Annotated in this window: 19 protein-coding genes; 3 read left to right on the plus strand and 16 right to left on the minus strand. The window is 65.9% G+C overall.

Translation table 11 applies throughout. From position 1 onward, the window contains the following. Positions 1–7: 7 nt before the first annotated feature. The 3 genes from ACFSC3_RS01175 to ACFSC3_RS01185 all read right to left on the minus strand — a co-directional run bounded on the left by ACFSC3_RS01175 (position 8) and on the right by ACFSC3_RS01185 (position 4,166). Positions 8–1,993 carry a hybrid sensor histidine kinase/response regulator gene (locus tag ACFSC3_RS01175; RefSeq protein WP_380937902.1) on the minus strand — a complete coding sequence of 662 codons (1,986 nt, stop codon included), beginning with the start codon at positions 1,991–1,993 and terminating at the stop codon, positions 8–10. 79 nt (positions 1,994–2,072) lie between these two features. Beyond that, positions 2,073–3,560, minus strand: coding sequence for an ATPase domain-containing protein (locus ACFSC3_RS01180; protein WP_380937904.1), 1,488 nt, complete (start codon positions 3,558–3,560; stop codon positions 2,073–2,075). A 342-nt stretch (positions 3,561–3,902) separates the two neighbouring features. Beyond that, positions 3,903–4,166, minus strand: coding sequence for a DksA/TraR family C4-type zinc finger protein (locus ACFSC3_RS01185; protein ID WP_380937906.1), 264 nt, complete (start codon positions 4,164–4,166; stop codon positions 3,903–3,905). Positions 4,167–4,277: 111 nt separating this feature from the next. On the opposite strand from ACFSC3_RS01185, the gene ACFSC3_RS01190 reads away from it, so the two are divergent. Continuing rightward, on the plus strand, positions 4,278–5,174 hold the full coding sequence (locus ACFSC3_RS01190) for an exonuclease domain-containing protein (RefSeq protein WP_380937908.1): 897 nt from the start codon (positions 4,278–4,280) through the stop codon (positions 5,172–5,174). 112 nt (positions 5,175–5,286) lie between these two features. Here ACFSC3_RS01190 and ACFSC3_RS01195 read toward each other — a convergent pair whose 3' ends face one another. Continuing rightward, on the minus strand, positions 5,287–6,027 hold the full coding sequence (locus ACFSC3_RS01195) for an ABC transporter permease (RefSeq protein WP_380937910.1): 741 nt from the start codon (positions 6,025–6,027) through the stop codon (positions 5,287–5,289). Beyond that, on the minus strand, positions 6,024–6,947 hold the full coding sequence (locus ACFSC3_RS01200) for an ABC transporter ATP-binding protein (protein ID WP_380937912.1): 924 nt from the start codon (positions 6,945–6,947) through the stop codon (positions 6,024–6,026). The genes ACFSC3_RS01195 and ACFSC3_RS01200 overlap by 4 nt, the downstream gene beginning before the upstream one ends. A gap of 83 nt (positions 6,948–7,030) precedes the next feature. Between ACFSC3_RS01200 and ACFSC3_RS01205 the strand changes: the two genes are divergently transcribed. Next, a complete protein-coding gene (locus ACFSC3_RS01205; RefSeq protein WP_380937914.1) occupies positions 7,031–7,519 on the plus strand; it encodes a hypothetical protein in 489 nt (162 codons plus the stop codon). Then, positions 7,519–7,761, plus strand: a complete 243-nt coding sequence (locus ACFSC3_RS01210; protein WP_380937916.1) for a helix-turn-helix domain-containing protein — start codon at positions 7,519–7,521, stop codon at positions 7,759–7,761. Before ACFSC3_RS01205 ends, ACFSC3_RS01210 begins: the two co-directional genes overlap by 1 nt. Before the next feature lie 76 nt (positions 7,762–7,837). Here ACFSC3_RS01210 and asd read toward each other — a convergent pair whose 3' ends face one another. The 11 genes from asd to ACFSC3_RS01265 form a co-directional block, all read right to left on the minus strand. Beyond that, positions 7,838–8,692, minus strand: a complete 855-nt coding sequence (asd, locus tag ACFSC3_RS01215; protein WP_380937918.1) for an archaetidylserine decarboxylase — start codon at positions 8,690–8,692, stop codon at positions 7,838–7,840. A 65-nt stretch (positions 8,693–8,757) separates the two neighbouring features. After that, complete coding sequence (locus ACFSC3_RS01220; RefSeq protein WP_380937920.1) at positions 8,758–10,053, minus strand: cation:proton antiporter; 1,296 nt, start codon at positions 10,051–10,053, stop codon at positions 8,758–8,760. A 135-nt stretch (positions 10,054–10,188) separates the two neighbouring features. After that, on the minus strand, positions 10,189–11,100 hold the full coding sequence (locus tag ACFSC3_RS01225) for a peptidyl-alpha-hydroxyglycine alpha-amidating lyase family protein (protein ID WP_380937922.1): 912 nt from the start codon (positions 11,098–11,100) through the stop codon (positions 10,189–10,191). Positions 11,101–11,115: 15 nt separating this feature from the next. Beyond that, a complete protein-coding gene (locus ACFSC3_RS01230; RefSeq protein ID WP_380937924.1) occupies positions 11,116–11,325 on the minus strand; it encodes a CstA-like transporter-associated (seleno)protein in 210 nt (69 codons plus the stop codon). Continuing rightward, complete coding sequence (locus tag ACFSC3_RS01235) at positions 11,322–13,376, minus strand: carbon starvation CstA family protein (protein WP_380937926.1); 2,055 nt, start codon at positions 13,374–13,376, stop codon at positions 11,322–11,324. The genes ACFSC3_RS01230 and ACFSC3_RS01235 overlap by 4 nt, the downstream gene beginning before the upstream one ends. Before the next feature lie 46 nt (positions 13,377–13,422). Then, entirely contained in the window at positions 13,423–14,673 is a 1,251-nt protein-coding gene (locus tag ACFSC3_RS01240) for an NHL repeat-containing protein (protein WP_380937928.1), read from the minus strand. Between the two features lie 35 nt (positions 14,674–14,708). Continuing rightward, positions 14,709–17,576: a TonB-dependent receptor domain-containing protein gene (locus ACFSC3_RS01245; RefSeq protein WP_380937930.1), complete on the minus strand. Its 2,868-nt coding sequence runs from the start codon at positions 17,574–17,576 to the stop codon at positions 14,709–14,711. A 47-nt stretch (positions 17,577–17,623) separates the two neighbouring features. Further along, positions 17,624–18,589, minus strand: a complete 966-nt coding sequence (locus tag ACFSC3_RS01250) for a peptidyl-alpha-hydroxyglycine alpha-amidating lyase family protein (protein ID WP_380937932.1) — start codon at positions 18,587–18,589, stop codon at positions 17,624–17,626. A 412-nt stretch (positions 18,590–19,001) separates the two neighbouring features. Next, positions 19,002–22,169, minus strand: a complete 3,168-nt coding sequence (locus ACFSC3_RS01255; protein WP_380937934.1) for a TonB-dependent receptor domain-containing protein — start codon at positions 22,167–22,169, stop codon at positions 19,002–19,004. 52 nt (positions 22,170–22,221) lie between these two features. Then, complete coding sequence (locus ACFSC3_RS01260; protein ID WP_380937936.1) at positions 22,222–23,211, minus strand: FecR family protein; 990 nt, start codon at positions 23,209–23,211, stop codon at positions 22,222–22,224. A 22-nt stretch (positions 23,212–23,233) separates the two neighbouring features. Then, the gene (locus ACFSC3_RS01265; protein ID WP_380937938.1) at positions 23,234–23,764 is read right to left on the minus strand and encodes an RNA polymerase sigma factor; all 531 of its coding nucleotides are present in this window, start codon (positions 23,762–23,764) and stop codon (positions 23,234–23,236) included. Between the last annotated feature and the right edge of the window lie 32 nt (positions 23,765–23,796).

Raw genomic sequence — 23,796 nt, forward strand, 5'->3', positions numbered from 1 at the left:
GATCGGCTCACGCGGACCGTGGCGGCTCCAACATCTCGGCGATTTTTCCGGCTAGCGCATCCATCGCGAACGGCTTTGTGATCATCGCCATGTTCGTGCCGAGGAAGCCCGCGCGGATTGCGGCGTTTTCGGCATAGCCGGTCAGGAACAGCACGGGCAGGGCGGGGCGGTTCTGACGGGCGATCTCGGCGAGTTGGCGACCGTTCATGCCGGGGAGCCCGACATCGGACACCATGAGGTCGATCGGGCGATCCGAAGCGAGGATCGGGATCGCGTGATCCGCATCCTCCGCCTCGATGGTGGTATAGGACAGTTCCTCCAGCAGGTCGCGAACCAGCAGGCGGACGGACGGATCGTCCTCGACCAGCAGGACGGTCTGCCCACGCCCCTCCGGCACGACATCGGGCCGGGGCGTATCGTCCGTTTCGATCACCTGACCAGCAGGCAGGTAGATCTTCACGCTCGTGCCGACGCCCGGCTGACTGTGGACGCGTACCTGCCCACCCGATTGCCGGGCGAAGCCATAGACCATCGACAGTCCCAGCCCCGTGCCCTGGCCGATCGGCTTGGTCGTGAAGAACGGGTCGAATATCTTTTCGAGCAGTTCGGGCGCCATACCGACGCCGGTATCGGATACCGCGACGACCACGTAGCGGCCGGGTTTCACATCGGGCGTGGCCGCGGAATAGGCGTCATCGAGTTCGACGACGCTGGTCTCGATCGTCAGCTGGCCGCCGTCCGGCATCGCGTCGCGCGCGTTGATGGCCAGATTGAGGATCGCACTTTCGAGCTGGTTCGCATCAGCCACGGCAAATGGCACATCCGGACCAGGCACGATCCTCAGCGAGATATTCTCGCGGATCGTGCGGCGCATCAGATCTTCCAATTCCCCGATCAGCCGGTTGGCATCGATCGATTTGGAATCCAGCGACTGCCGTCGTGAAAAGGCAAGCAGGCGCGCCGTCAGGCCCGCTGCACGATGCGCCGATTTCGACGCCGCATCCATGAAGCGGTCGAGGTCGTCGATCTGCCCCGCCGCAATGCGACGCCTCATGATGTCGAGCGCACCGATGACACCGGTCAGCATATTGTTGAAATCGTGGGCGATACCCCCAGTCAGCTGACCGACCGCCTCCATCTTCTGGCTTTGGCGCAGCGCCGCTTCGGCTTTGGATCGGCTGTCCATTTCGGTCGTAAGCGCTTCGGTCCGTTCCGCAACCCGGGCTTCCAGTTCCTCTTCGGTCTTGCGCCGCTCCGTTACATCCAGGACGAAGACATGGAATCCATCCACTGCGCCGCTGGCGGTCTTGTGCGGGAGGTAGCGGATTTCGGCCTCGCGACGCCGGCCATCGCGATGTGGCCAGGGTATGAAGAGTTGCACCGGCTCGCCGGCGAGCGCAGCCCGCATTCCGGCCTCGCGAACGGCAAAGCCTTCGTCACCGACCACGTCCCGGACACTGCGGCCGACGACATCCTTTGGCGACAGGTAGAACCAGTCCTCATAGGCACGGTTGGCGAAACGATACCGTAGATCGCTGTCTATGAAGCCGATCAGGACAGGCAGGGAATCCGCGACCAGGCGCAGTTCCGCCTCGCTGGCTGCCAAGGCTTCCCGCCCTCTTTCCAGTTCGCTCAGCCGATCGCGCATCTCAAACTGCTTCTGTCGCGACCGCATGGCCGACGCGATGGCGCTGGTGAGGGACGCCGAACCGATCGGTCGTTCCAGCACGATCGCGTTGCCGACGATGCTCGACAGCTTGGCCCGCACAGCTTCGTCGGCGCGCGTCGAGCCCGTGCGACGCACCGAAAGGATCACGAAGGGAATGTCCGACCAGGCTGGTTGCGCATCGAGTCTGGCACGAAGCGCCGCCATGTCGACGCGAAACGCCTCCTCGGTGACAAGGACGACGCCAACGCTGGCATCGATAGCCGAAGCCAGTTGCGCCAGATCGGCGAAGACCTGCGCATCATATCCCTGTCCGGCCAGCAACATCCTCAGGCTTTCGGCATCGCGTCCGAACGGGGCGCAAATGATGACCCGGTGGCCTTCGGGCGCAGTACGGTGTCCCAAGTCAGCGATCTTCCATCAATGGTCCGCGATCGCCCGTATACTCCGGCGTTCCGGTCAACACGCCACGGAAGGCCGTAAGCGGCTGACCGACACGTACGCCTGCCGAATCGATCCGGAATTCGCGAATGGCATCCTCGTGCTGGCCTGCGCGATTCTTGATCACGGAAATGGCCTTCCGAATGCGACCGTCCGCCTCGAAGAAGCGCAGCATGATCACCGCGTCGGCCACGTAGGAAATGTTCAGATCGCCCGACATCGATCCCATCAGCCCCTGTTGCGGGTTGATCAGGAACGTCACCACGCCCTTTTGACTGAGGTAGGACAGCAACTCGTGCATCTGCAGGATCAACTGCTGCTCCTGCGGCATGGCGGCGAGATAGCCGTTGAGGCTGTCGATCGCGATCATGCGCGCGTTACGACCCTCCACCTCGTTGCGCACACGTGCTGCGAACTCGCCGGGTGACAACTCGGCGGGATCGATCTGCTCGACGACTAGACACCCGCTGTCGATGAACTTCTGAAGATCCAGGCCGAATGCCTGTGCGCGCAGCAGTAACGTCCCGATCCGTTCGTCGAACTCGTAGATCGTCGCACATTCGCCTCGTTCGCACGCCGCGTAAAGATACTGGAGGGCGATGGTCGTCTTGCCGGAGCCTGCCGGCCCGGTGATGAGCGTGCTCGTACCCCGCAATGGGCCGCCGTGGGTCAACGCATCGAGCGCCGGGACGCCGCTGGGAACCGGCTCGCCGACATAGTTGGCATGATGATCCGACGCGATCAGGCGCGGGTAGATCTCAAGCCCGCCGTGCTTGATGTTCAAGTCGTGATAACCGGCGATGAAATCGACTCCGCGCAGCTTCTGCACCTGGAGTCGGCGCCGCGCCGCGCCGAATTCGAGCGTCAACCGCTCAAGCGTGATGACGCCGTGACACAGGCTGTGAAGATGGGCGTCCGCACCATTTTGCGATCCGGTCATGTCGTCCACCAGGATCACGGTCGCATCGCGACCGGCGAAGAATTGCTTGAGGGCCAGGATCTGGCGACGATAGCGCAGCGAATCCTGTGCAAGCAGCCGCATCTCGGACAGGCTGTCAAACACGATCCGGGCCGGGTTGCGCCGTTCGACCTCCGCCTCGATCAGCTTGATCGTTTCCCCAAGCTCCATCTCCCACGGATGCAGCACCGATTGTTCGCGACCATCGCCGAACACATCGGCCATCGACGACAGCTCGAATACGGTGAATTCGTCCAGGTCCCAGCCGTGCGAGGCAGCCACGACCGCCAGTTCTTCCCGCGTCTCGGATAGCGTGATGTACAGCGTCTTTTCACCGGCCTCGATGCCGGCGCGCAGGAACTTCAGCGAAAGCGTCGTTTTGCCGGAGCCGGGCGCGCCCTCGACGAGATACAGGCGGTTCGCAGGCAATCCTCCGCGAAGGATGGTGTCAAGGCCTTCGTTGCCGGTGGTGATCTGCCGCGCCGCGGTCATCATAAGCAGGAAAGTCCGTTCGAAGACGGCCTACCGGATGTATGCCGAGACGGCCCGTATGGCGGAAATCCGTCGCCATTTACAGATGGTTGTAAGCAAATTGCCGCCGCCCGATGCATAGTCAGCCATCCGCCGCGCCGCATATCATTCGGGATACGGCAATCTGCCGGGGAAGCGCTTGGCGACTGGCATGCCGACAGTGCGTTGCTTTTGTCCGCGCGCCGTTCTGATCGGCCCGAAAGTGGGGGCCTGCCGCCAAGTGGATGATCGCCATTTCGGCGAGGATAGTGATGGCGTCCCGGCGTTCGAGGATACGCTGGCGCGGATGACGACGCTCATCACGCTCTAGCGAAGCTGGCTGTCCTTGCTGCCACGCCGGTTGATACCGAAGGCACTCGGCCGCTGGTCACGATCGCCCTGGCAGGCGACGCAGGTGCGTACGCCAGGGACCGCCGCGCGGCGGCGTTCGGGAATCGGCTCTCCGCATTCGACGCATTCCTTCGCGCTCGGTCCGGTCGGCATGCGAGAGCGCGCGAACGTCACCGCATCCTTCACCGTGTCGTCGATCTGGTCATGAACCGCGCCGTCGGGCGCCCAGCCGTTTGCCATCCTCTCAACCCTATCAATCACTTGCGACTGATATGGGGATTGCTCGATCGTCGCCAAGACCGGACATCGCCGATCGCTTTCTATCGCCGTCTGCGGTAGTGAGGGCACGGTATGTTCTCTTCCTCTGACATCGACGCGACGCTTTCGTCGGCCGCCGGGCGCAGCGAACACGAGACGCCTGACTTCGTCGTGGTGGACGTCGAGACGTCGTGTTCAAGCGTAAGCAGTATCTGCCAGGTCGGGATCGTCGGGTTCAAGGACGGTGTCGAGCTTTTCGAGTACGAGACCTTGGTCAATCCGCTCGACCGCTTCTCCCCGTTCAATATCCGCATCCATGGGATCACCGGGGACCATGTCGTCGACGCGCCTACCTTCGCCGACATTCATGCGATCGTCGATGGCCATCTCGGCGGGCGGGTCACGGTCGCGCACTCGTTCTTCGACAAGGGCGCGCTGGGTGCGGCCTGTCGCATTCACGATCGACCGGCGATCGAGACGAGGTGGCTCGACAGCGTGCGGGTGGCGAAGCGCGCGTGGCCGGACCTGCCCAGCCATCGGCTGAACGCGCTGACGAAGTATCTCGGCATCCGACACAGGCACCATGACGCATTGAGCGATGCGCGGGCGGCCGGTCTGGTGGTCGTCCGGGCCAGCGAGCACACCGGCATCGACCTGGCCGGCTGGCTCGCGCCGACACGCATGCCGGGCGGGTCGGCGCCGAAACCCGCGCCCGCCGGTCCGCTGAAGGGAGAGCGCGTCGCGATCCTGGGCGCGGCTCGCGATGGAGCGTTGGCTCGGCATCTGGCGGCGGCTGGCGCCCGCGTCGTCGCATCGGTCGGCACGACCACGACGATGCTGGTCGTCTCGCAAGACCAGCCTTTCGGCCGCTTTTTCACCGCGCACGCCGATTACCGGAAGGCGGAGGAAATGCGCAGAGGCGGCGCGGCGATCAATATCCTGACGGAGGATGAGATCCGCCACCGGCTGGCGCCGCTGCCTGCATCCTGAACCTGCTCCCGGCCTCCGGAATCCGTGGGCATCCCGCGATTCTGCGGTCGCCTCACCACGAGCGCCCCGTAGAAGCGGGCGTCGAGGCGGGGGCGGTCGTGCGAAGGGTGCATCACAGCACCTCCCGCTTCGCCAGATGCAGGATCAGAAACACGCTGGCGATCGCGCCGCCGCCCATGCCCAGCATCAGCGCGGTATTCACGGCCCACGGGTCCTTCGCCATCATATTGATCGGCATCTGCCACGGCAGGAACACGCCCTGCCACGCGCCGCTCGCCACCATCGCGAAGAAGGCGCCGGCGATCCCCGTCGCCATCGCCGGCACGAAGCTGACGAAGCGGATCGCCAGCCACAGCTGGATCGCGGTCATCAGCAACGACGAAAAATACATCTTGAGCAGCGTGGTCGCGACGACCGCGAGTTGCAGCGTGCCGGTCGGTGCGATCGCGGGCTTCACCAAGGCCGCGGCTTCGACGGCGGCGACGCCGAGCATGAGCAGGATGACGCTCATCGCTGCCGTCAGCATCGCGGTACACAGCAGCTTGGCGGCATAGGGCATCCACCGCGGCATCGGCAGCGCGCGGAGATGATCCCAGCTCTTCGGCGCATGTTCCATCTGCGCCATCAGCGCGGTGAGCGCGGTGATGGACAGCGGCAGCATGAATGCGGCCCACAGCCCGGTCATGTTCCCCATCCACACGAACCACGGCACCGCCTTGTTCATCCGGACGACGTTGAAGAACAGGAAGACCGCGATGATCGACGGCGCGGCGACCGCGATCATGGCGGCGAGCGAGCGACGCAGTTTCCGGACTTCCACGGCCAGGACGGTTGTGAAGGACGGCGCGGTCATGCCGCCACCTTCAGGTCGGTCGGAACGCTGTCGGCGTAGAGGTGCTCCAGCGTCGTCGACTGCTCGCCGATGCCGGTGAACGGCAATCCGGCGTCGATCAACAGGCGGCTGATCGCGGCTACGCGGTCGGCGACGTCGGTCGCGGGCGTCATCGGCACGACGATGTCGACCCCGTCCAGCGCGGCGGCGAAGGTCGGTGCCAGTCGCGCGACCAGCCGGACGGGCTCGGGCGTTCGTATCCGGATCCGCCGCGCGGCGAGCGCCCGCAGGTCGTCGAGGCGGCCTTCGCGGACCAGTCGGCCGCGATGCATGATGCCGACGTGGCTGGCGCTGTGTTCGATCTCGCTCAGCAAATGGCTGGAAACGAGGACGGTGGCGCCGCTGCGCTCGGGCAGGTCGCGCAGGAAGCTGCGCATCTGGGCGATACCGTCGGGGTCGAGGCCGTTGGTCGGCTCGTCGAGGATCAGCAGCCGCGGCGATCCCAGCATCGCGCGCGCGATCCCCAGCCGCTGGCGCATCCCCAGCGAATAGCCCGCGACCCGCCGATTCCGCGCGTGGTTCATGTCGACGAGCGCAAGCGTGCGGTCGATCTCGCTGACCGGCAGCCCAAGCAGGCGTCGTGTCAGGTCGAGGTTCTCCGCCCCCGTCAGGTTGACGTAAAACCCCTGCGCCTCCAGCAGCGCACCGACCTGCCGCGCGATCGTCTCGCGGTGCGTTGCCACGTCCAGCCCGTCGATCAGCACGCGTCCAGCGGTGGGCGCGATCAGGCCCAGCAGCATCTTCAGCGTCGTGGTCTTCCCCGACCCGTTCGGGCCGACGAAGGCGTAGACCGCACGATCCGGTACCGTCATCGCGACATCCTCCACCGCCAGCGTCTCGCCGAACCGCCGCGTCAGGCCTTCCGTTCGAACCAGCGCCATGTCCACCCCCGAATCTTTAAGTCTTATATAAACTGATCAGAATCGATCTTTAAGTCAAACATAAATTCGCTAAGAGGGGAGCCATGAGATACGCGACCGCCGCCCGCTTCCGGACCGACTGCGCCCGCCTCCGGTTGATCGCGATGGTGACGGCCGGGGGCATCGTCTTCGCGATCGCTCTGTCGTGGCTGGTGCCGCTGCTGCGCGGCAGCCTGACTTTATCGCACCCCATGCTCGCCGCGGACATCGTCCGGCGCATTCCCGATTTCTGCTATGTGTCGGGCATCGTCTTTATGGGGCAGGCGCTGGGGCGACTGGCGAAGGGGCGGCCTTTGCAGGCGACACTCGCGCAGGCGCTGCGGCGGATCGGGTGGATGATCGGCATCGGCAGCGTGCTCGACGTATTCGTGGTGACCAATGTGATCCGCTGGATATTGGGGACGCGCGGCGGCTACGGCATGTTCGACGTCGGCAGCATGACGCTGGCGATCCTAAGCGGCGCGCTGATCATGCTCGGCTACGTGATCGATCAGGCCGTCCGCGTGCAAGGTGAGATGGACGAGATGTTCTGATGCCGGTGCGCATCACCCTCAACGACCTGATCGTCGCTCGCGGCATCAAGGCGCGCGACCTGGCGGCGGAGGTGGGGCTAAGCGAGACGCAACTCTCGCTGTTCCGCTCGGGCAAGGTTCGCGGCATCCGTTTCAGCAGCCTCAACCGCCTGTGCGCGGTACTCGGCTGCAAGCCCGGCGATCTCCTCGACTATGATTTCGACCCCGCCGACCTGATCGGCGAGACCCAGGAGCTTGACTGATCCGATCCTGCGGAGGTTTCGTCGTGCATCGGCCGCTCCGCAAGCGAAGCCTCGAGCCCGGCCTTGGAGGTCAAGGCTATCGGTTCACACTGTAGCCCATTGGCTCGCTCAGCCTTACCTTTCGTTCGGGCGTCCATGTGTCGTTGAATGCGATAACGGCTTGCCCGAACAGCATCACGACCGTCGAGCCGAGCAGGAACCGTCCCATCTCCTCACCCTTGCGCAGCACTATGGTCTGGTCGGCGTAGGTCCATTCCGACGGTCGGTTGGTCCGCTTCGGATTGACCACGCCATGCCATACCGTCGCCATGCTGCCGACGATGGTCGCGCCGACCAGGACCATGACGAACGGGCCGTGCTCAGCCGACTCGAATACGCAGACGACGCGCTCGTTACGCGCAAACAGGTTGGGGACACCGCGTGCCGTGACCGGGTTCACCGAGAAGAGCGTGCCCGGCACGTAGATCATGCGCGTCAGCGTGCCATCGCAGGGCATGTGCAGGCGGTGGTAGTCGCTGGGGGACAGATACAGGTTGGCGAAGCTGCCGTGACGGAACCGCGCGGCCAGGGCGGCATCACCGCCGACGAGCTCCGTCGTCGTGAACCGATGGCCCTTCGCCTGCAGGATATGGTGGTCATCGATCGCGCCGAACTGGCTGATCGCGCCATCGACCGGGCAGACGAAATCGGCATTCGCGATCGGTCGCAGGCCTGGTTTCAGCGGTCGGGTGAAGAAGTCGTTGAAGCTCTTGTAGCTGCGGATGTCGGGATCGGCCGCTTCGCTCATGTCGACGGCATATTTGCCGACGAACCAACGGATCAGCCGTGTCGTCATCGCGCCGCCGCGCGCTCCGGCGATGCGACCGGCGAAGCTGGTCAGGCCCTGCTTGGGCAGCGCATATTGGAGCATCACCTTCAACCGGTCGGACATCGCAAATTCCTGAACCCTCAATGCGGACCCTGTAGTCGATACTTCACGCGCCAGCATTCCTGAAATCAGGACGCTCGTCCGCGAAGTCCCGGCGGCGGTACGCCTTTCGCCTCAGGATCGACGCCGCGGCGTTTGTCGAGCGAGCGCATGATTGGGGTGACGGTCAACCCGTGCAGCAGGATCGACAGCAGCACGATGAGACCGACGATCGCCCACAGGTGCTCCGCATCGTCAACCGGCATATGGTTGATGCCATAGGCGAGGTAATAGATCGTGCCGACGCCGCGGATGCCGAAGAAGGACAGGGTGAGCTTTTCCCCCCGGTCACCCGTCCAGCCGATCAGCCCGACCCAGCCGGCCAGGGGCCGGACGACAAGCAAGACGACGACGGCGACGATTGCGTCCGTCCATGTGATCGGCGCCAGCAGGCCGCTGACCAACGCGCCGCCGAACAGGATCAGCAGCACCATCATGGCCAGCCGCTCGATCTGCTCGGTGATCGCGTGCATCTCGTCCTGGAAATCATGGTCGCGGTGGGCGCTACGGAAGGTGAGGGTGGTTACGAACACCGCGAGAAAGCCATAGACGTGTACGATCTCGGTCAGTCCGTAGGACACGAGCGTCGCTGACAGGGCGATCAGTCCGTCACCCGTGCGCGACAATTTCGTCTCGGCGGGCACGTGGAAGGTCAGCCAGCCGAATAAGCGCCCGACCAGCCAGCCGCCGAGGATGCCGCCGGCGATCTCCCACAGCACCCGGTAGGTCAGCCATTCGGTCAACCACGGCTCGCCCGCGGGCAATGTGGCCGCCAGCAGGATCGCGAGATGCACGAAGGGGAAGGCTGCGCCGTCGTTCAGTCCGGCTTCGGAGGTCAGCCCGAAGCGCACCTCATCCTCGTCGCCTGTCTTGGGCGGCCCGACCTGCACGTCGGCTGCCAGAACCGGATCGGTGGGCGCAAGGCTGGCGCCGAGCAGCAGCGCGACCGCAAGCGGTAGCCCGAGCGCGCCCATGCCCAGTGCCATGATCGCGATGATGCTGAGCGGCATCGTGACCAGCAACAACCGCCACGTGATCGACCAGCGGTGCCACCCGAAGATGCGATCGATTTTCAACCCCGCGCCCATCAGCGCGATGATGACGACGAATTCCGCGAAGCGCTCGGTCACCTCGGGATAGCGATAGGGCAGGGGGCGAAGCGTGACCTGCGGCAGGAGGAAGATCGCAGCCCCGATCCCGATACAGACGATCGGCAGCGACAGCGGCAGGCGCTTGAGAGCGAGCGGCAGCCAGGCGACCAGGGCGATGAGCAACCCGGCGCCCGTCAGTATCAGGATGTAAGGATCGGGGGACAGGCTATCCATCGACGACCAACGTCGGCCGCCCACTTAAGATGCCGATCCCGACCTGACTGTTCGGATCTGCAAAGCGGTTCCGATCGACGCCGCCGCAGCGGGCAGTTTCTCAGCGAGACGCTTCGAAATACAGTGTGACAGACTTCATTTGGGAACGAACTTGTCCACTGCCCGTCCCCGCACTTCGGCTACGTAGATGGCATTTTTGGCATCGACGGCGACCATATGGGCACCGGTAATGCCGGTGAAATGGGCAAGCACGGCGCCGGTTCGTGTATCTAGGACGGTCATTCCTTCAGACCCGGCGGTGCCGTCGGCGACGTAGAGCGTGCCATTGGGGGCGATGGCGAGGCCGTAAGGGGTCGCCGCGTTGGTGATCTGTCCCAGGAAGCGACCTGTCTGGTCGAAGATTTCGACGCGCTTGTTGCCGCGATTGGCGACGTAAAGCCGTCCGCGTCGGTCCATCACGATGCTGTGCGGTGTCATCAACTGTCCGTCACCGCTGCCCTTGGTGCCCCATTTGGCGAGGAAGTGCCCCTTGCGGTCGTAACGGACCACTCGCGTGTTCGTGCTCTCTCCATCCGCAACGAAGATGTCGCCGTTGGGCGCAAAGGCGAGATCGGCAGGACCGTTCAGCGACGTGGTCGAATCATTGTCACCGGCTACTCCGCGCGTGCCGAGCGCCATCAGCGGCTTGCCCTCGGGCGTGAACTTCATCGCCTGGTGCAGCTCACGATCGGTGATCCAGACATCCCCCATGCGGTCGATGCGGATCGCATGCGCTTTGGCGAACGCGCCTTCACCCCAGGTACGCAGCAACTGTCCATTAGGACTGAACACCATCACCTTGGACGGCGTACGTTGCAGTGTATAGATATTGCCCTTCGCGTCGATCGCGACGCCGGTCATTTCTGCCCAGGCCACGCCGGGCGGGAGGCGCGCCCAGTCCGTGACCTTCGTATAGGTTCGTGCGGGATCGGCTTGTGCGACCGGTACCGGCGAAGCGGCCAGCAGCGCGATTGCAGCGATCGCGCGCGTTCCCATCCAAGACATCATCTTTTTCCTCTCCTGTCAGCAACATCGGAACCCGCCGCGACCGCCTTCGCCGAAGCGGGCCGACTGACGATTTCGGACGAATTCGGCTTCACTCATCGGCGTCGCGTCGGCATGCGTCGCACGCATATGCTCGAGATAGGCCGCGTAGTTCGGCACGCCGACCATCAGTCGGCCGCACTCGCCGATGCGGTCCAAGGCTCGGGCGAGCAGACGGTCGCGGGTCATGCCTGTGCCACCGCGGGCCGTCCCGTCGCTTCGCGCGCGGTCCATCCGTCCGCACGCCAAGCGCGCAGGCAGGCGCGGGCGCCATAGGCGGTCATCGCCAGCGTCACCAGGATGAAGAAGATGCACAGCGCAGCGTCGATGCGATCGTTGAACACGATCTTGCGCATCTCTGCCAAGCTCTTCGCCGGAGCGATGATGCGGCCGTCGCCCAGCGCGTCGCCGAAGCGGCGCGCATGCGCGAGAAAGCCGATCGCGGGATCGGGGGAGAGCAGTTTCATCCACGCCGCGGTCAGCGTGCAGACGAACAGCCAAGCCGCCGGACCCGCCGTCACCCAGGCGAAGCGATGGCGCTTCATCTTGAACAACACGACCGTGGCGAAGGTGAGCGCGATGCACGCGAGCATCTGGTTCGACAGAGCGAACAACGGCCACAATGTGTTGACGCCGCCCAGAGGGTCGGTCGCCCCCTGGTAGAGAAAAAATCCCCAGGCTGCCACGCACAGTGCCGTCGCGACGAGGTTGGGACCGAGCGCCGATGTCTTGCGGAAGGCAGGGATGGCGATGCCGATCAGGTCCTGGAGCATGAAGCGGCCGGCGCGCGTGCCGGCATCGACCGCTGTCAGGATGAACAGCGCCTCGAACAGGATGCCGAAATGGTACCAGAAGGACATCATCGCCCGGCCACCGAGGAATTCGGAGAAGATGTGCGCCATCCCGACTGCCAGTGTCGGTGCGCCGCCGGTGCGCGATATGATCGTGACCTCGCCAATGTCCCGCGCGGTGCCGTTCAACAGATCGGGCGTGGCAGGAAACCCCATGGAAGAGACGGCGGCCGCCGCGCTTTGCGCCGTAGTGCCGACGACCGCACCGGGGCTGTTCATCGCGAAGTAGATCGCGGGGTCGAGGATTGAGGCGGCCAGGATGGCCATCAGCGCGACGAACGATTCCATCAGCATCGCGCCGTATCCGACAATCCGCGTATCCTCCTCGTTCGCAATCAGTTTCGGCGTGGTTCCCGAAGAGATCAGCGCGTGGAAGCCGGATACGGCGCCGCAGGCTATGGTGATGAAGAGGAACGGGAAGACCGGTCCGGCCCATACGGGGCCGCCGCCGTGCACGAAGTCGGTGAAGGCGGGCATGCGCAGCTCAGGCTGGACGATGACCACGCCCAGCGCGAGCAGGACGATCGCGCCGATCTTCATGAAGGTGGACAGATAATCGCGGGGCGCCAGCAGCAGCCAGACCGGCAGCACCGACGCGATCGCGCCATAGCCGATCAGCACCCAGCACAGCGTGACCGCGTCGAGGGTGAACACCGAGGCGAGAAACGGACTGGTCGAGACGTAGCGCCCGCCGACGACCGACAGGATCAGCAGGACGAAGCCGAGGATCGAAACCTCGCCGATCCGGCCGGGGCGGAGGAAGCGCATGTAGACGCCCATGACGAGCGCGATGGGGATCGTCGCCGCCACCGTGCTGGCGCCCCACGGACTGTCCGCCAGCGCCTTGACGACGATGAGCGCCAGGACGGCGAGGATGATGATCATGATGACGAAGGTGCCGACCTGCGCGATCAGGCCGGGCACCAGCCCCATTTCCTCACGCACCATCTCGCCCAGCGATCGGCCGCCGCGGCGCATCGACAGCACCAGGATGACGAAATCCTGCACCGCACCCGCGACCACCGCGCCGACGACGATCCACAGGATGCCGGGCAGATAGCCGAGCTGTGCCGCAAGGATCGGCCCGACCAGCGGCCCCGCCCCGGCGATCGCGGCGAAATGGTGCCCGAACAGCACATATCGGTTGGTCGGAACGTAATCGAGCCCGTCGTTCATCGCGACCGCCGGGGTGGGGCGGGCGCCGTCGAGGCCAAGGACGCGGCGTCCGATGAACAGGCTGTAGAAGCGGAAGGCGAGCAGATAGACGCACACCGCCGCGGTCATCAGCCACAGCGCGTTGACACGCTCCCCCTGCGCCTGCGCCAGCATCGCCAGCGATCCGGCACCGGCGACCGCCACCATTGCCCATCCGATCCGCAAGTTTCTCATCTGCAACGCCTCATATCTTCATCGTTCGCGCGAGCCCCGGGAGGAGCTATGGCCGCTTCGGCCAGACGACGCCTTGCACCGCCGGTACCCGGCCGATCCCCTTGAAGACGAAGCGCTGGACACGCTTGCCCTCCCAAGTTTCGGTCGTGAACAGATTACCTTTCGAGTCGGTCGCCATGCTGTGGACGCCGTAGAACTGGCCGGGCTGGCGCCCGCCGTCGCCGAAGCTGGTCAGCAGCTTCAGCGACTGTCGGTCGACCACCTTGATCTGGTTGTTCGTCCCGTCGGCGATGTAGAGAAACCGCTGTGCCGGATCGCGGGAGAAGACGATGTCCCAGACCGATCCCGACCCCTTGGTATTGGTGTCGAAAAAGGCTTCCCGGACGAACGTGCCATCGGGCTTGAAGACCTGCAGGCGATCGTTGCGGCGATCGCAGACATAAACCAGCCGGTCGACCGACATCTGAACGCAGTGCACCGGATTGCGGAAGATCTTCGACGGCGATGCGGCCGGGTCATAGTCGGGTAGCGGCGTATCCACCGGCTTGCTGCCATAGGCGCCCCAGGCGCGCTTCATCTGGCCGGTGGCGGCGTCGAGCACGGCCACCCGCTTGTTGAGGTAGCCATCCGCTACATAGGCCTCGCCCGCCTTGCGATCGATGAAGACCTGCGCGGGCTTGCCGAAGCTCTCGGGATCGTTGCTGTTGCCGGCATAGTCGGCGGTGGCGCCATATTGGCCTTCCCCCTTGGGAGCGCCCGGCTTCTTGCGCGCGCCCTTCTTTCCGACCTGCATCAGAAACTTGCCGTCGCGGGTGAATTTCAGGATCTGCGAATCGTCGATGCCGTTACCGCCCAGCCAGACATTGCCATCGGCGTCGATGCTGATCTGGTGCATCGCCGTCGGCCATTCATACCCCGCACCCGGTCCGCCCCAGTGGCGCAGCAGATTGCCCTCCTGATCGAATTCCAGCACCGGGGGCGCGACGGCGCAGCAGTTCGCGGTCTTCGAATCGAGCCGGTTCTCGTTCTCGTCGATCGTGGATTTGCCGCGATGGGTGATCCAGACATGATCGTCGGCATCGACCGCGACGCCCACCACCGACCCGAGGATCCAGTGGTTGGGCAACGGTTTGGGCCACATCGGATCGACCTCGAACCGGGGCGCGACGGCCGTGCCGGTCGGTGCCGCGGGCGCGGCCTGCTGGGCGCCGATCGTGGCGGGGATGGCGCCGGTCAGCAGGGCGGCCAACCCCGCACCGAGCGCGAGCCGCGTGTGGCGTAGCGTGCGTGTCGTCATGAAAACTCTCCTGTTCCTGCGGGATGAGGGTGGCGTCAGAAGGACACGCGGACGCCGGCGGTGATGTAGCGGCCGATGACGTCGTAGGCCGCGTTGTAGCTGGAGGCGAAGGACGACGAGACGCCGAACGCGCCGAACGGAATGCGGCGGTCGAACAGGTTCTGCACCGACACGAACAGCTGTTGCTTGCCCGACGTCAGGCCGAGGTCGTAGTTCACGTTCAGGTTCGTGTAGAACACGTGCGGAATACGACCATCGGCGATGTCGACCCCGTCGATCCACGGTGTGTCGACCCCCTGTCGCGCCGGCCCGAGATAGCGTTCCTGGACGAAGACGCCGAGCGGCCCCTTCTTCCAGTCGACCTGAAGCAGCCCGCCCCATTTCGGTGCGCTGGACAGGCCCAGCGCGATCGTCGGTGCCGACCCCGGCGTCACCGATTCGTTCTTCAGCGCATGGTTGGCGACGATGCGATAGCCGAAGACGCCGCCGGCCAGGTCGGTACGGTAGCTCATTTCGAAATCGAGGCCGGCGACCGCCTGCTGGCTGAGGTTCACATAGCCGCGGTTGACGGTCAGCGTGCCGCCGGTGACGGTCAGTTGCGCGCATTGCGCCTGGTTGCCGTCGAAACATTCGCGGATGATGCGTTCTTCGCTGAAGAAGCCGATCGCGTCCTTCACCCGGATCGAATAATAATCGAGCGACGCTTGCAGGCCCGGTACGAACGGCGGCTTGTACACGACGCCGCCGGTCAGCGTCCGCGCCTTTTCGGGGGCGAGGCCGAGGTTGCCACGCAGGAACGTCGTCGTCGGCAGCGTGCCCTGGCCGGGATAGGACACGTTGCCGCTGGTCTTGAGACCGGGGTTGAACAGTTCCTGGAGGTTGGGCGCACGCACGTCGCGCGACAGCGTACCGCGCAGGCGCAAGGCGTCGGTCAGCGCCCAGCTGCCGCCGGCCTTCCACGTCGTGACGCCGCCTGACGTGCTGTAGCGTGCATGGCGGATCGCGCCGTTGAGATCGAGCGAACCGATCGCGCTGTCCTTCAGGACCGGCAGGCCGACCTCGAGATAGGCTTCCTTGATGTCGTAGCGGCCGGAGAAGGGCAGGGGATTGAAGAAGCGGAACGGCCCCTGAACCCCGTTGATCGCGGCCGGCGCACCACGCACCCCGGCGAAATTGTTCGCGGTGGGCGAGATCGCGTCGACGGTCTGGAATGCGCTTTCCTTGCGATATTCGAAGCCTGCCGCGACCGCGATCGGTCCGGCGATCTGGAAGTTGTCGCCGAGATTGCCGCGGATGTTGGCGCTGAAGACCTGCTGGCGAAGCCGGAGGTTCAGGAAGCTGTCGTCGGTGACATAGTCGCTGATCGCCTGGTCGACCGGCTGGACGCCGAACAGGTTGCGCGGCGTGCAGCCCGGATCGAGCCCGGCGAGCGTCGAGCGGCAGACGATCTGGCCGGCGGTGTTGCGCACGGCATCCGCGGCGGCATAGGCGTTGCGCGTCACCGACAGATTGGTGTTCGCCATATACTGGTTGGTCTGGCCGAAGGTGTAGGCGGCGTCGTACTTCCACGTATCGTCGATCGCGCCGCGCAATCCGACTGATGTCCGGTACACGTTGGTGGTCGCGACGTTGTGGACGAGCGGCAATTCGCTTTCCGCGCGACCCAGTTTGAATTCGGTGATGCCGGCCGCGTCCATCCGCGCCGCGATCGCGGCGGGCAGATAGGCGTTGTCGCGGTAGATCGTATATTGCGCGACCGCGGTCGTCGCATAGTTGTAGAATGCCTCCTGATCGGTGTGGCTGCGCGCGTACAGGCCGTCGGCGAAGACCGTCAGCGTGTCGGTGACGTCGAATTCCGCGCGGGCATAGCCGCTCAGGCGCTGCTGGGCGGGAAGCAGGCCGAGGTTCCCCTTCGCGCCGTTCCCGCCGTTGACCCACGCATAGTTGGACGCGCCCGGGCTGCCATAGTCATGGACCGCCGTGCCGCCGCCGGTCAGGAATTCGGTGCCGACCAGCGGCCCGCTGACGATCAGGCCGCCATAGGTCGCCTGGCCGCTGCGCACCTGGCGTGCGTTGAACTGGCGCGGACGGCCGTTGGGGATGACGATGGTCCCCTCGCCATTGTCGAAGAAGTCCCGCCCGGTTTCCTTCAGCGGCCCGATCCCCTTCTGGTCGAAGGCATCGAACCCCAGGACGATGCGGCCTCGGTCACTCGCGAAGGACCGGCCGTAGGCGAAGGATCCGTAGAATTGCCGCGCATCGCCATAGGTCGAAATGCCGCCCTGAAGCTCGGCCTTGAACCCGTCGAGCGTGGTGTCGAGCACGAAATTGACCACCCCGGCCACGGCGTCCGATCCATAGGCTGCCGAAGCGCCGCCGGTGACCACGTCGACCCGGCTGACCAGCCCCTGGGGGATGACGTTGATGTCGACCGAGCCCAGGACGTTGTTGGCGACCATGCGTTGGCCGTTGAGCAACACCAGAGTCCGCGTCGGTCCCAAAGCGCGCAGGTTCAGCAGGTTCTGGCCGATGTTGCGGTTGGCGGCGGTCGGCAGCGAATTCGACGACTTGATGCTGCCGGCGAAGACCGGGAGCTGGTTCAACCCGTCCGCCAGATTGCCCGGTGCTGCCTCGCGCAGCTTTTCCGAACTCGCGACGGTCACCGGGGTGGGGGCGTTGAACCCCGATGCGCCGATCCGGCTGCCCGTGACCACGATGTCGGCGGCCTCGGCATCGCTGACCGCCGGAGTCTGGGGCGCAGCGGGAGCGGGATCGTCCTGCGCGGCGGCCGCCGTCGCCGTGGACGGCGCCTGTTGTGCCTGCGCCGGGAAGGCGCCGGCGACGACCAGAGTGAAAAGCGCGGTGCCCTGCGCGAGGCTCCGGCGGACGCGATCGTGGTACATGATTCCCCTCCTGATGATGTCTTTTGCGTGTGGGTTTGCGTGCGCGGTCATTTGGCGCGCACGAATTTGCGCAGCGATTTGCCGCTGACCTCTGCGACGTACACCGCGCCCGTGCGGTCGACGGTCAGCGCGTGCGAGCCGGTCAGGCCGGGCACATGCGCCAGCATCCGCCCGCTGCGCAGGTCGAGCACCGATATGCTGCCGACCGGCTTGATCCCGTCCGCCACGTAGAGCGTGCCGTCGCGCGTCACGAACAGGCCATAGGGCGTGACGCCGGTGGCGATCTGGCCGCGATATCCGCCGTCACGGTCGAAGATTTCGATGCGCTTGTTCCCGCGGTTCCCGACCAGCAGCCGACCCTGCGTGTCGAAGGTGATGCTGTGCGGCGTCATCAGCTGGCCCGGGCCGTCACCCTTGGTTCCCCAGGATTTCACGAAGGTGCCATCCTTCGAAAACTTGACGATCCGCGTATTGGCGCTCTCGCCATCGGCGACGAATATGTCGCCGTTCGGTGCGACCGCGACGTCGGCCGGGCCGTTGAGCGCGGTGCGCGAGGCGTTGTCGCCGGCCACGCCCCTGGTCCCGAGCGTCATCAGCAGCTTGCCGTCGCGCGTGTATTTGAAGACCTGATGCAGCGCGCGCGACGTGATCCAGACATAGCCGAACCGGTCGATGCGCAGGCCGTGCGATCCCGGCAGGTTGCCGGTGGTCCACTGGCGAAGGAAGCGCCCCTTGGCGTCGAGGACCAGCACGGCGAACGGGGTGCGTTGCAGCGCGTAGATGTCGCCGTTCGCGTCGATGTCGACCGCCATCATGTCCTGCCAGCCGGTGCCCGGCGGCAGCGTCGCCCAGTCGGCGACCTGGGTGTAGGTTCGGGGGAGATTTGCGGGCACGGCCCGCGCCGCGCTGGCAACGGGTGTCGCCGCCTGGTCGGCGTCCTGTGCGTCGAGCGGCGCGGTCAGCGCCATGCCGAGCGCGGCGAGCGGTGCGATCCTGCCCCAAGTCATTCTCATCCAAACCTCCCCTGAATCTTGTCTTTGCTTTCCTGCGTGACCGGGCGCGGCCATCCTTGCAGGTCGAGCGGGGTCGACCGGCGAAGCACCCGTCGCGGGCGACCGAGACCGGCGGTCGCGCCGCCGTCGGTTGATCGCTGCATCCCGCCGGGCAAAGTCATCCCGTGACCGCCGATCCGGGTCGGGATCGACAGCGTGCCGTCTGCGCTGATCAGCGTGTCTGAAAAATCGTCGCCGATTGCTCCGGTGCCATGGTCTGGCGCGGTGGCGACGTCGTGTTGCTAGATGCTGCCCATTCCGGATCCTGCCCCTGTGCTCACCCCTTCATGCGAGGGGCTTCACCAGACAAGACGCAGCGATCCGAGGAATGCGAACATGGCGGCGAGATTTTTTTCGCGTCGTCGAAACGCGCCTACCACTGCTGGCGCCAACCGGCGCTGAAGCGGCGGCCGAGAACGTCGTACAGGGTGAAATTGGTGATCGGCGCGCTGGTGAAGAGCGCGACCGCGGTGCTCGGCGGGGCACGGTCGAACAGGTTGCGCACGCCCAGGAAGACTTCGCCGCGGCCGCCTGACCGCGCCGCCATGCGGTAGCGCAGGGTCACGTCGGTGTAGCCGATCATCGGCACCCTGTTGCTGGCGATGTCGACCCCTTCGACGAAATTGGCGTTGCGCTTGCCGGCGGAGATCAGGCGCTGCTGGACGAAGAGGCCGAGCGTATCGCTGTCATATTGCGCCGACAGCTGGCCGGTCCAGCGCGGCCACGACTGGTTTTGCTCCAGCGCGCCGACCAATCGGGCGTTGCCGGGCGGAAGGCTGGAGTTGGTCGCGGTCAGCAGGTAATTGCCCATCAGCCGCACCGTCAGCTGCCCGCTGCCGACCGCGCGGGCATAGGCGACGTCGGCGTCGACCCCTGACGTGCCGAGCGACGCGATGTTCGATGGCGTGGCGCGGATCGTGAACCCGACCGCGCCCGGCGTGATCTGGCCGATTGCCGTGACCGGCGTGCGCCCGTTGTCGAGGGCGAGCAGGCCGCAATAGTCGCGGTCGCCGGCATAGCAGCCGTCGATGATCTGGTTGTTGGACGGCGTATCGATCGCGCGCGTGATGCGGATCCGGTAATAGTCGATCGCGACCTGCAGGCCGGACGCCCAGGACGGCGCATAGACCCCGCCGACCGTCTCGGTCCGTCCCCGTTCCGGCCGGAGGTCGGGATTGCCGAGGCCGGAGAAGCGGCGGTTGACCACGGTGTAGGTCGGCCCGGAATAGACCGCCGACGTGGCGGGCAGGACCGACAGGCTGGTACTTGTCGCGCCGCCGCCGAACAACTCGAGGGGGTTGGGCGCGCGGATGTCCTGCGAGCTCGTCAGCCGCAGCCGCAAATCGCTATCGACGCGCCAGCTGGCCCCGACCTTCCACGAATAGGTGTCGCCGCTCAGATTGTAGCGCGTCGCACGGCCTGCCAGCGTGACGCTCAGCGCCCTGGCGAACCGCTGGTCCCTCAGCAGCGGGATACCCGCCTCGACATAGGCCTCGGTCGCGATGACGCGACCGGCGAGCGGGGAGGGGTTGTACGACAGGTAACCGCCATAGAAGCCCGGTGTGTTCATCGCCGCCGGGCAGCCGCGCACCGTCGAGCAGTCGACGATCGACGCCGACAGCGCATCGACGTCGCGCCGGACCCGTTCGCTGCGATAGCCGAGCCCGAGCGCGACCGCGATCGGACCGGCCGGCAGTGCCAATTTGGTCCCCAGGTCGCCGCGAAGATTGAGCGCGAGCGCGGTCTGGCCGAACGTCGTATGGCCCTCGTTGCGGCCGGTGACATAGTCGCCCGCCAGGGCACTGACCGCTCCGGGGCCGAAGATGTTCATCGGCACGCAGGACGGATCTCCGCCGGCCAGGTTGGAGCGGCACACGATCCGGCCGGTCGCATCGACGACGGCATCGGCAGCGGCATAGAGGTTGCGGTTGATCGTCGCGATCCGGTCTAGGTTCTGCTGCACGCGGCTCCAGGTCGCGCTGGCATCATAAGCCCAATGCGCGGACAGCCGCCCTTTCGCACCCGCGCCGATCGTCGCGTAACGCGTGTCCCCGATGTTGGTGAGCGGCGGCATGTCCTCCGAAAAGCGGCCGACCGTGAAGCTGTCGAGCGCCGGATTGGCCGCAAACATCGCCACGACCGGCGCCGGCAGGAAGGCATTGTCCCGAAAGATCGTGAACTGGCCGGAGGCAAGATACTGATATTGCGGGAAGGACACATTGTACGAATAGGACCGTCCGTAGGCGGCCTCGGCATAGAGGGTCTGGCCCGTGGCGACGTCGTATTCGCCATGCGCGAACAGGCTGGTCCGCGACGACCGCGGCGTCGTCTGCGCCGTAACGCGACCGCCGTCGCCCCCGCTGGTGCCCTGACCCATCGGCGTCGTCCCGCTGTCGAACGGTATCAGCGTGCCGCCCGGACCGAACTGCAGACCCCGGAGCGACCCGGACGTGATCAGCCCGCCGACGCTGGCATCGGGGTGACGCAGATCGGGCACGACGCGCAATCGCGGCGGCCCGGCGTCCGGATTGACGTAGGCGCCAGTCGCGCGGTCGAACCAGGCCCGACCGTTGGGACGATTGGAATAGCCGACCGGCCCCTCGCCGACATGTTCCGCGCTGGCGATCAATCGCGCGCGCCCGTCGGCGAAATGTCGGCCTGCCGCGATGCTTGCATGGATGCTGCCGTTATCGCCGTAACTCGTGACGCCGCTGTTCAGGTTCGCCCGCAGGCCGGTAAAGCCGGTGTCGAGGATCAGGTTGACGACGCCTGCGACCGCCTCCGATCCGTAACTCGCCGACGCGCCGCCGGTGACGACGTCGATCCGCTTGACCAGCACCTGCGGCAGGATGTTGAGGTCGGTCGAGCCAAGGATGTTGGTTTTGGGCAGGCGGCGCCCGTCGAGCAGGACGAGTGTCCGCGTGGCGCCGAGGTTGCGCATGTTGACCAGATTCTGACCGTTGGTGCCGAGGTCCGCCGACGTGCTGGGTATAGCGTTGCTGACGACCGACCCCCGCACCTGCGGCAGCTGGAAGATCGCGTCGGCGATGTTGTCCGGCGCGCGGTTGCGCAGCTGGCCCTGATCCAGCGACGTGACGGGGGTCGGAGCGTCGAAGCTGCCGCTGCCGAGGCGGGAGCCGGTCACGACGATGTCGGGCGCCGGCACTGGCGCGGGCTTCGGCGATGGCTCTGCGACCGGGCGCGGCGGTGGCAAGGCCGGAGAACGCGCCACGAGGGCATAGGCGCCCGCGGACGTGCGCCGGTAGCCGATGCCCGTGCCGTCGAGCAGCAGGGACAGGGCTTCATCCGCCGAGAAGGTTCCGCGCACCCCGCGCGAGCGCTTTCCGGCGACGAGCGCAGACGGGTAGAGGACCGAGCGCCCGGTCTGTGCGATGAAGCGGGTCACCGCCTCGCCAAGCGGGGATGGGGCGATCCGAACCGTCACCTCGCGGGCTTGCGCAGCTGCCGGGGCCGGCGTCAGGGCAACCAGTGCCGTCGCCGACAGGCCGCGCGCGGCAGCAGAGAGGCAAATGTTCATCATCCTCCCCGACGCACGGCCTGTGTCGCCGCGTCGTCAATCCAACCCTCGCGCCTTATCGGGGCGCGCTCAGCACCATATTGCCAGCGGCGTCCCTGCGCCCCTTCACGCCGAACCCGACCGTCAGCGCCTCGACGAAGGCATCGGTCGCGCCTGCGGCAAAGCCGCCGCTGACCACGATCCGACCGGTCGCCGCGTCGGCGACGGAAAGCTTGGTATCGCTGTAACGGTTCATCTCCGCGACGGCCTGGGACAACGGAACGCGATCGAACGTCACGACGCCGCTTCGCCAGCTGGTGTAGCGTTCCGGATCGGTGACCCTGCTGACCAATGTGCCGTTGGCGGCGGCGACCAGCAGTTGGTTGGGTTGCATCGCGACACCCGCGTCGCCGGCACGTCCGGAATCGACGGTTACCCGGCCCTCGGCCAGCATGACTTCGGTCCGCCCCGGCATCACCCGGATATCGAAGGCGGTCCCGTGCGCCACGACGCGCTGTCCGCCGGCACGAACGACAAAGGGCCTGGTTCGGTCCTTTGCCACCTCGAACCAGGCCTGCCCTTCGTCGAGTGCGAGCAGGCGTTCCGGACCGGCGTAATTCACCCGCACCCGACTTGCGGTGTCGAGCATGACCCGCGATCCGTCGCCCAGCGTCAGGGCGAGCCGCTGGCCGACCGCGGTACGGAACGTCTGTTCGCCCCGCGCCGCGACGGACGGGGCAGCTGCTACATCGCGTGTCGGCTCGAACCATCCCGCCCGGAAGGCGACGAACGGAGTCGCCAGCAGCGCGATCGCCAAGGCGACGCCGGTGGCGGCCTTCATCCGCCGGTCGGCCTGTCGCTTCATCGCCAGCCGGGCGAGGGTCTGATGGCGCAGCGACAGGATTTCGGGCGCATCGGCGAGCGCGCGGATGCCGTCATGGCGCGCCGACACGCGAGCGAAGGCATCGCCGTTGGCTGCATTCGCCTGCTGCCACCGTGCGAACGCGGGATCGTCGTCCACGTCGCCGCCGCCGGACAGGCGGGCGTGCCAGTAAGCGGCCTGCACCGCGGGGTCGGTGTGCTGGTCGTCAGGAATGGCGCCAATCCTCCAACGCCTGCACGATATGCGCGAGCGCCCGCACATAATGTTTTTCCGCCGCGCGCCGCGAGATGCCGATGGCGGCTGCAATGTCGGTCATCCGGCACTCCTCGAAAACGCGAAGGACGAACACGTCGCGCGTCCGCTCGGGCAGTTCCATCAGCGCCGCGCGAAGCCGAACGATTCCTTCCTTACCCTCCAAGACGCGCTGCGGCGTGATATCCGAACCTTCGAGCGAAGTTTCCTGAAATTCGTCGTGCTGATCCGCATGCCGCACCGTGTCCCGCCGCGCCTTGTCACGCAGCACGTTGGACGCGGTGATGAACAGATAATTTTCCGGCAGGGCGATCGTCGTCGGGTCGGGAAGCGCGCTGAGCCGGAGGAACACGTCCTGCACCAGATCGGGAACATCGTGACGGTTGCGGACCCGCCGCTCGAAGAAGCGCGCGAGGGGGGCGGCATACCGCCACGCCAGATCGTCGAGCAAGCGCTCCCGCCGGCCGCCGGTCGCGTTTCGCATCTGTCCGCTCATTGCAGGATCACCGCGCTGAA

Source organism: Sphingomonas floccifaciens (assembly GCF_042681125.1).
Lineage (GTDB): Bacteria > Pseudomonadota > Alphaproteobacteria > Sphingomonadales > Sphingomonadaceae > Sphingomonas > Sphingomonas floccifaciens.

Bases quoted from the DNA above. Each gene is read 5' to 3' on its own strand.
- ACFSC3_RS01175 (WP_380937902.1), bottom strand. From the start codon at position 1,993: ATGTTGCTGGCCGGACAGGGATATGATGCGCAGGTCTTCGCCGATCTG.
- ACFSC3_RS01180 (WP_380937904.1), bottom strand. From the start codon at position 3,560: ATGATGACCGCGGCGCGGCAGATCACCACCGGCAACGAAGGCCTTGAC.
- ACFSC3_RS01185 (WP_380937906.1), bottom strand. From the start codon at position 4,166: ATGGCAAACGGCTGGGCGCCCGACGGCGCGGTTCATGACCAGATCGAC.
- ACFSC3_RS01190 (WP_380937908.1), top strand. From the start codon at position 4,278: ATGTTCTCTTCCTCTGACATCGACGCGACGCTTTCGTCGGCCGCCGGG.
- ACFSC3_RS01195 (WP_380937910.1), bottom strand. From the start codon at position 6,027: ATGACCGCGCCGTCCTTCACAACCGTCCTGGCCGTGGAAGTCCGGAAA.
- ACFSC3_RS01200 (WP_380937912.1), bottom strand. From the start codon at position 6,947: ATGGCGCTGGTTCGAACGGAAGGCCTGACGCGGCGGTTCGGCGAGACG.
- ACFSC3_RS01205 (WP_380937914.1), top strand. From the start codon at position 7,031: ATGAGATACGCGACCGCCGCCCGCTTCCGGACCGACTGCGCCCGCCTC.
- ACFSC3_RS01210 (WP_380937916.1), top strand. From the start codon at position 7,519: ATGCCGGTGCGCATCACCCTCAACGACCTGATCGTCGCTCGCGGCATC.
- asd (WP_380937918.1), bottom strand. From the start codon at position 8,692: ATGTCCGACCGGTTGAAGGTGATGCTCCAATATGCGCTGCCCAAGCAG.
- ACFSC3_RS01220 (WP_380937920.1), bottom strand. From the start codon at position 10,053: ATGGATAGCCTGTCCCCCGATCCTTACATCCTGATACTGACGGGCGCC.
- ACFSC3_RS01225 (WP_380937922.1), bottom strand. From the start codon at position 11,100: ATGATGTCTTGGATGGGAACGCGCGCGATCGCTGCAATCGCGCTGCTG.
- ACFSC3_RS01230 (WP_380937924.1), bottom strand. From the start codon at position 11,325: ATGACCCGCGACCGTCTGCTCGCCCGAGCCTTGGACCGCATCGGCGAG.
- ACFSC3_RS01235 (WP_380937926.1), bottom strand. From the start codon at position 13,376: ATGAGAAACTTGCGGATCGGATGGGCAATGGTGGCGGTCGCCGGTGCC.
- ACFSC3_RS01240 (WP_380937928.1), bottom strand. From the start codon at position 14,673: ATGACGACACGCACGCTACGCCACACGCGGCTCGCGCTCGGTGCGGGG.
- ACFSC3_RS01245 (WP_380937930.1), bottom strand. From the start codon at position 17,576: ATGTACCACGATCGCGTCCGCCGGAGCCTCGCGCAGGGCACCGCGCTT.
- ACFSC3_RS01250 (WP_380937932.1), bottom strand. From the start codon at position 18,589: ATGAGAATGACTTGGGGCAGGATCGCACCGCTCGCCGCGCTCGGCATG.
- ACFSC3_RS01255 (WP_380937934.1), bottom strand. From the start codon at position 22,169: ATGATGAACATTTGCCTCTCTGCTGCCGCGCGCGGCCTGTCGGCGACG.
- ACFSC3_RS01265 (WP_380937938.1), bottom strand. From the start codon at position 23,764: ATGCGAAACGCGACCGGCGGCCGGCGGGAGCGCTTGCTCGACGATCTG.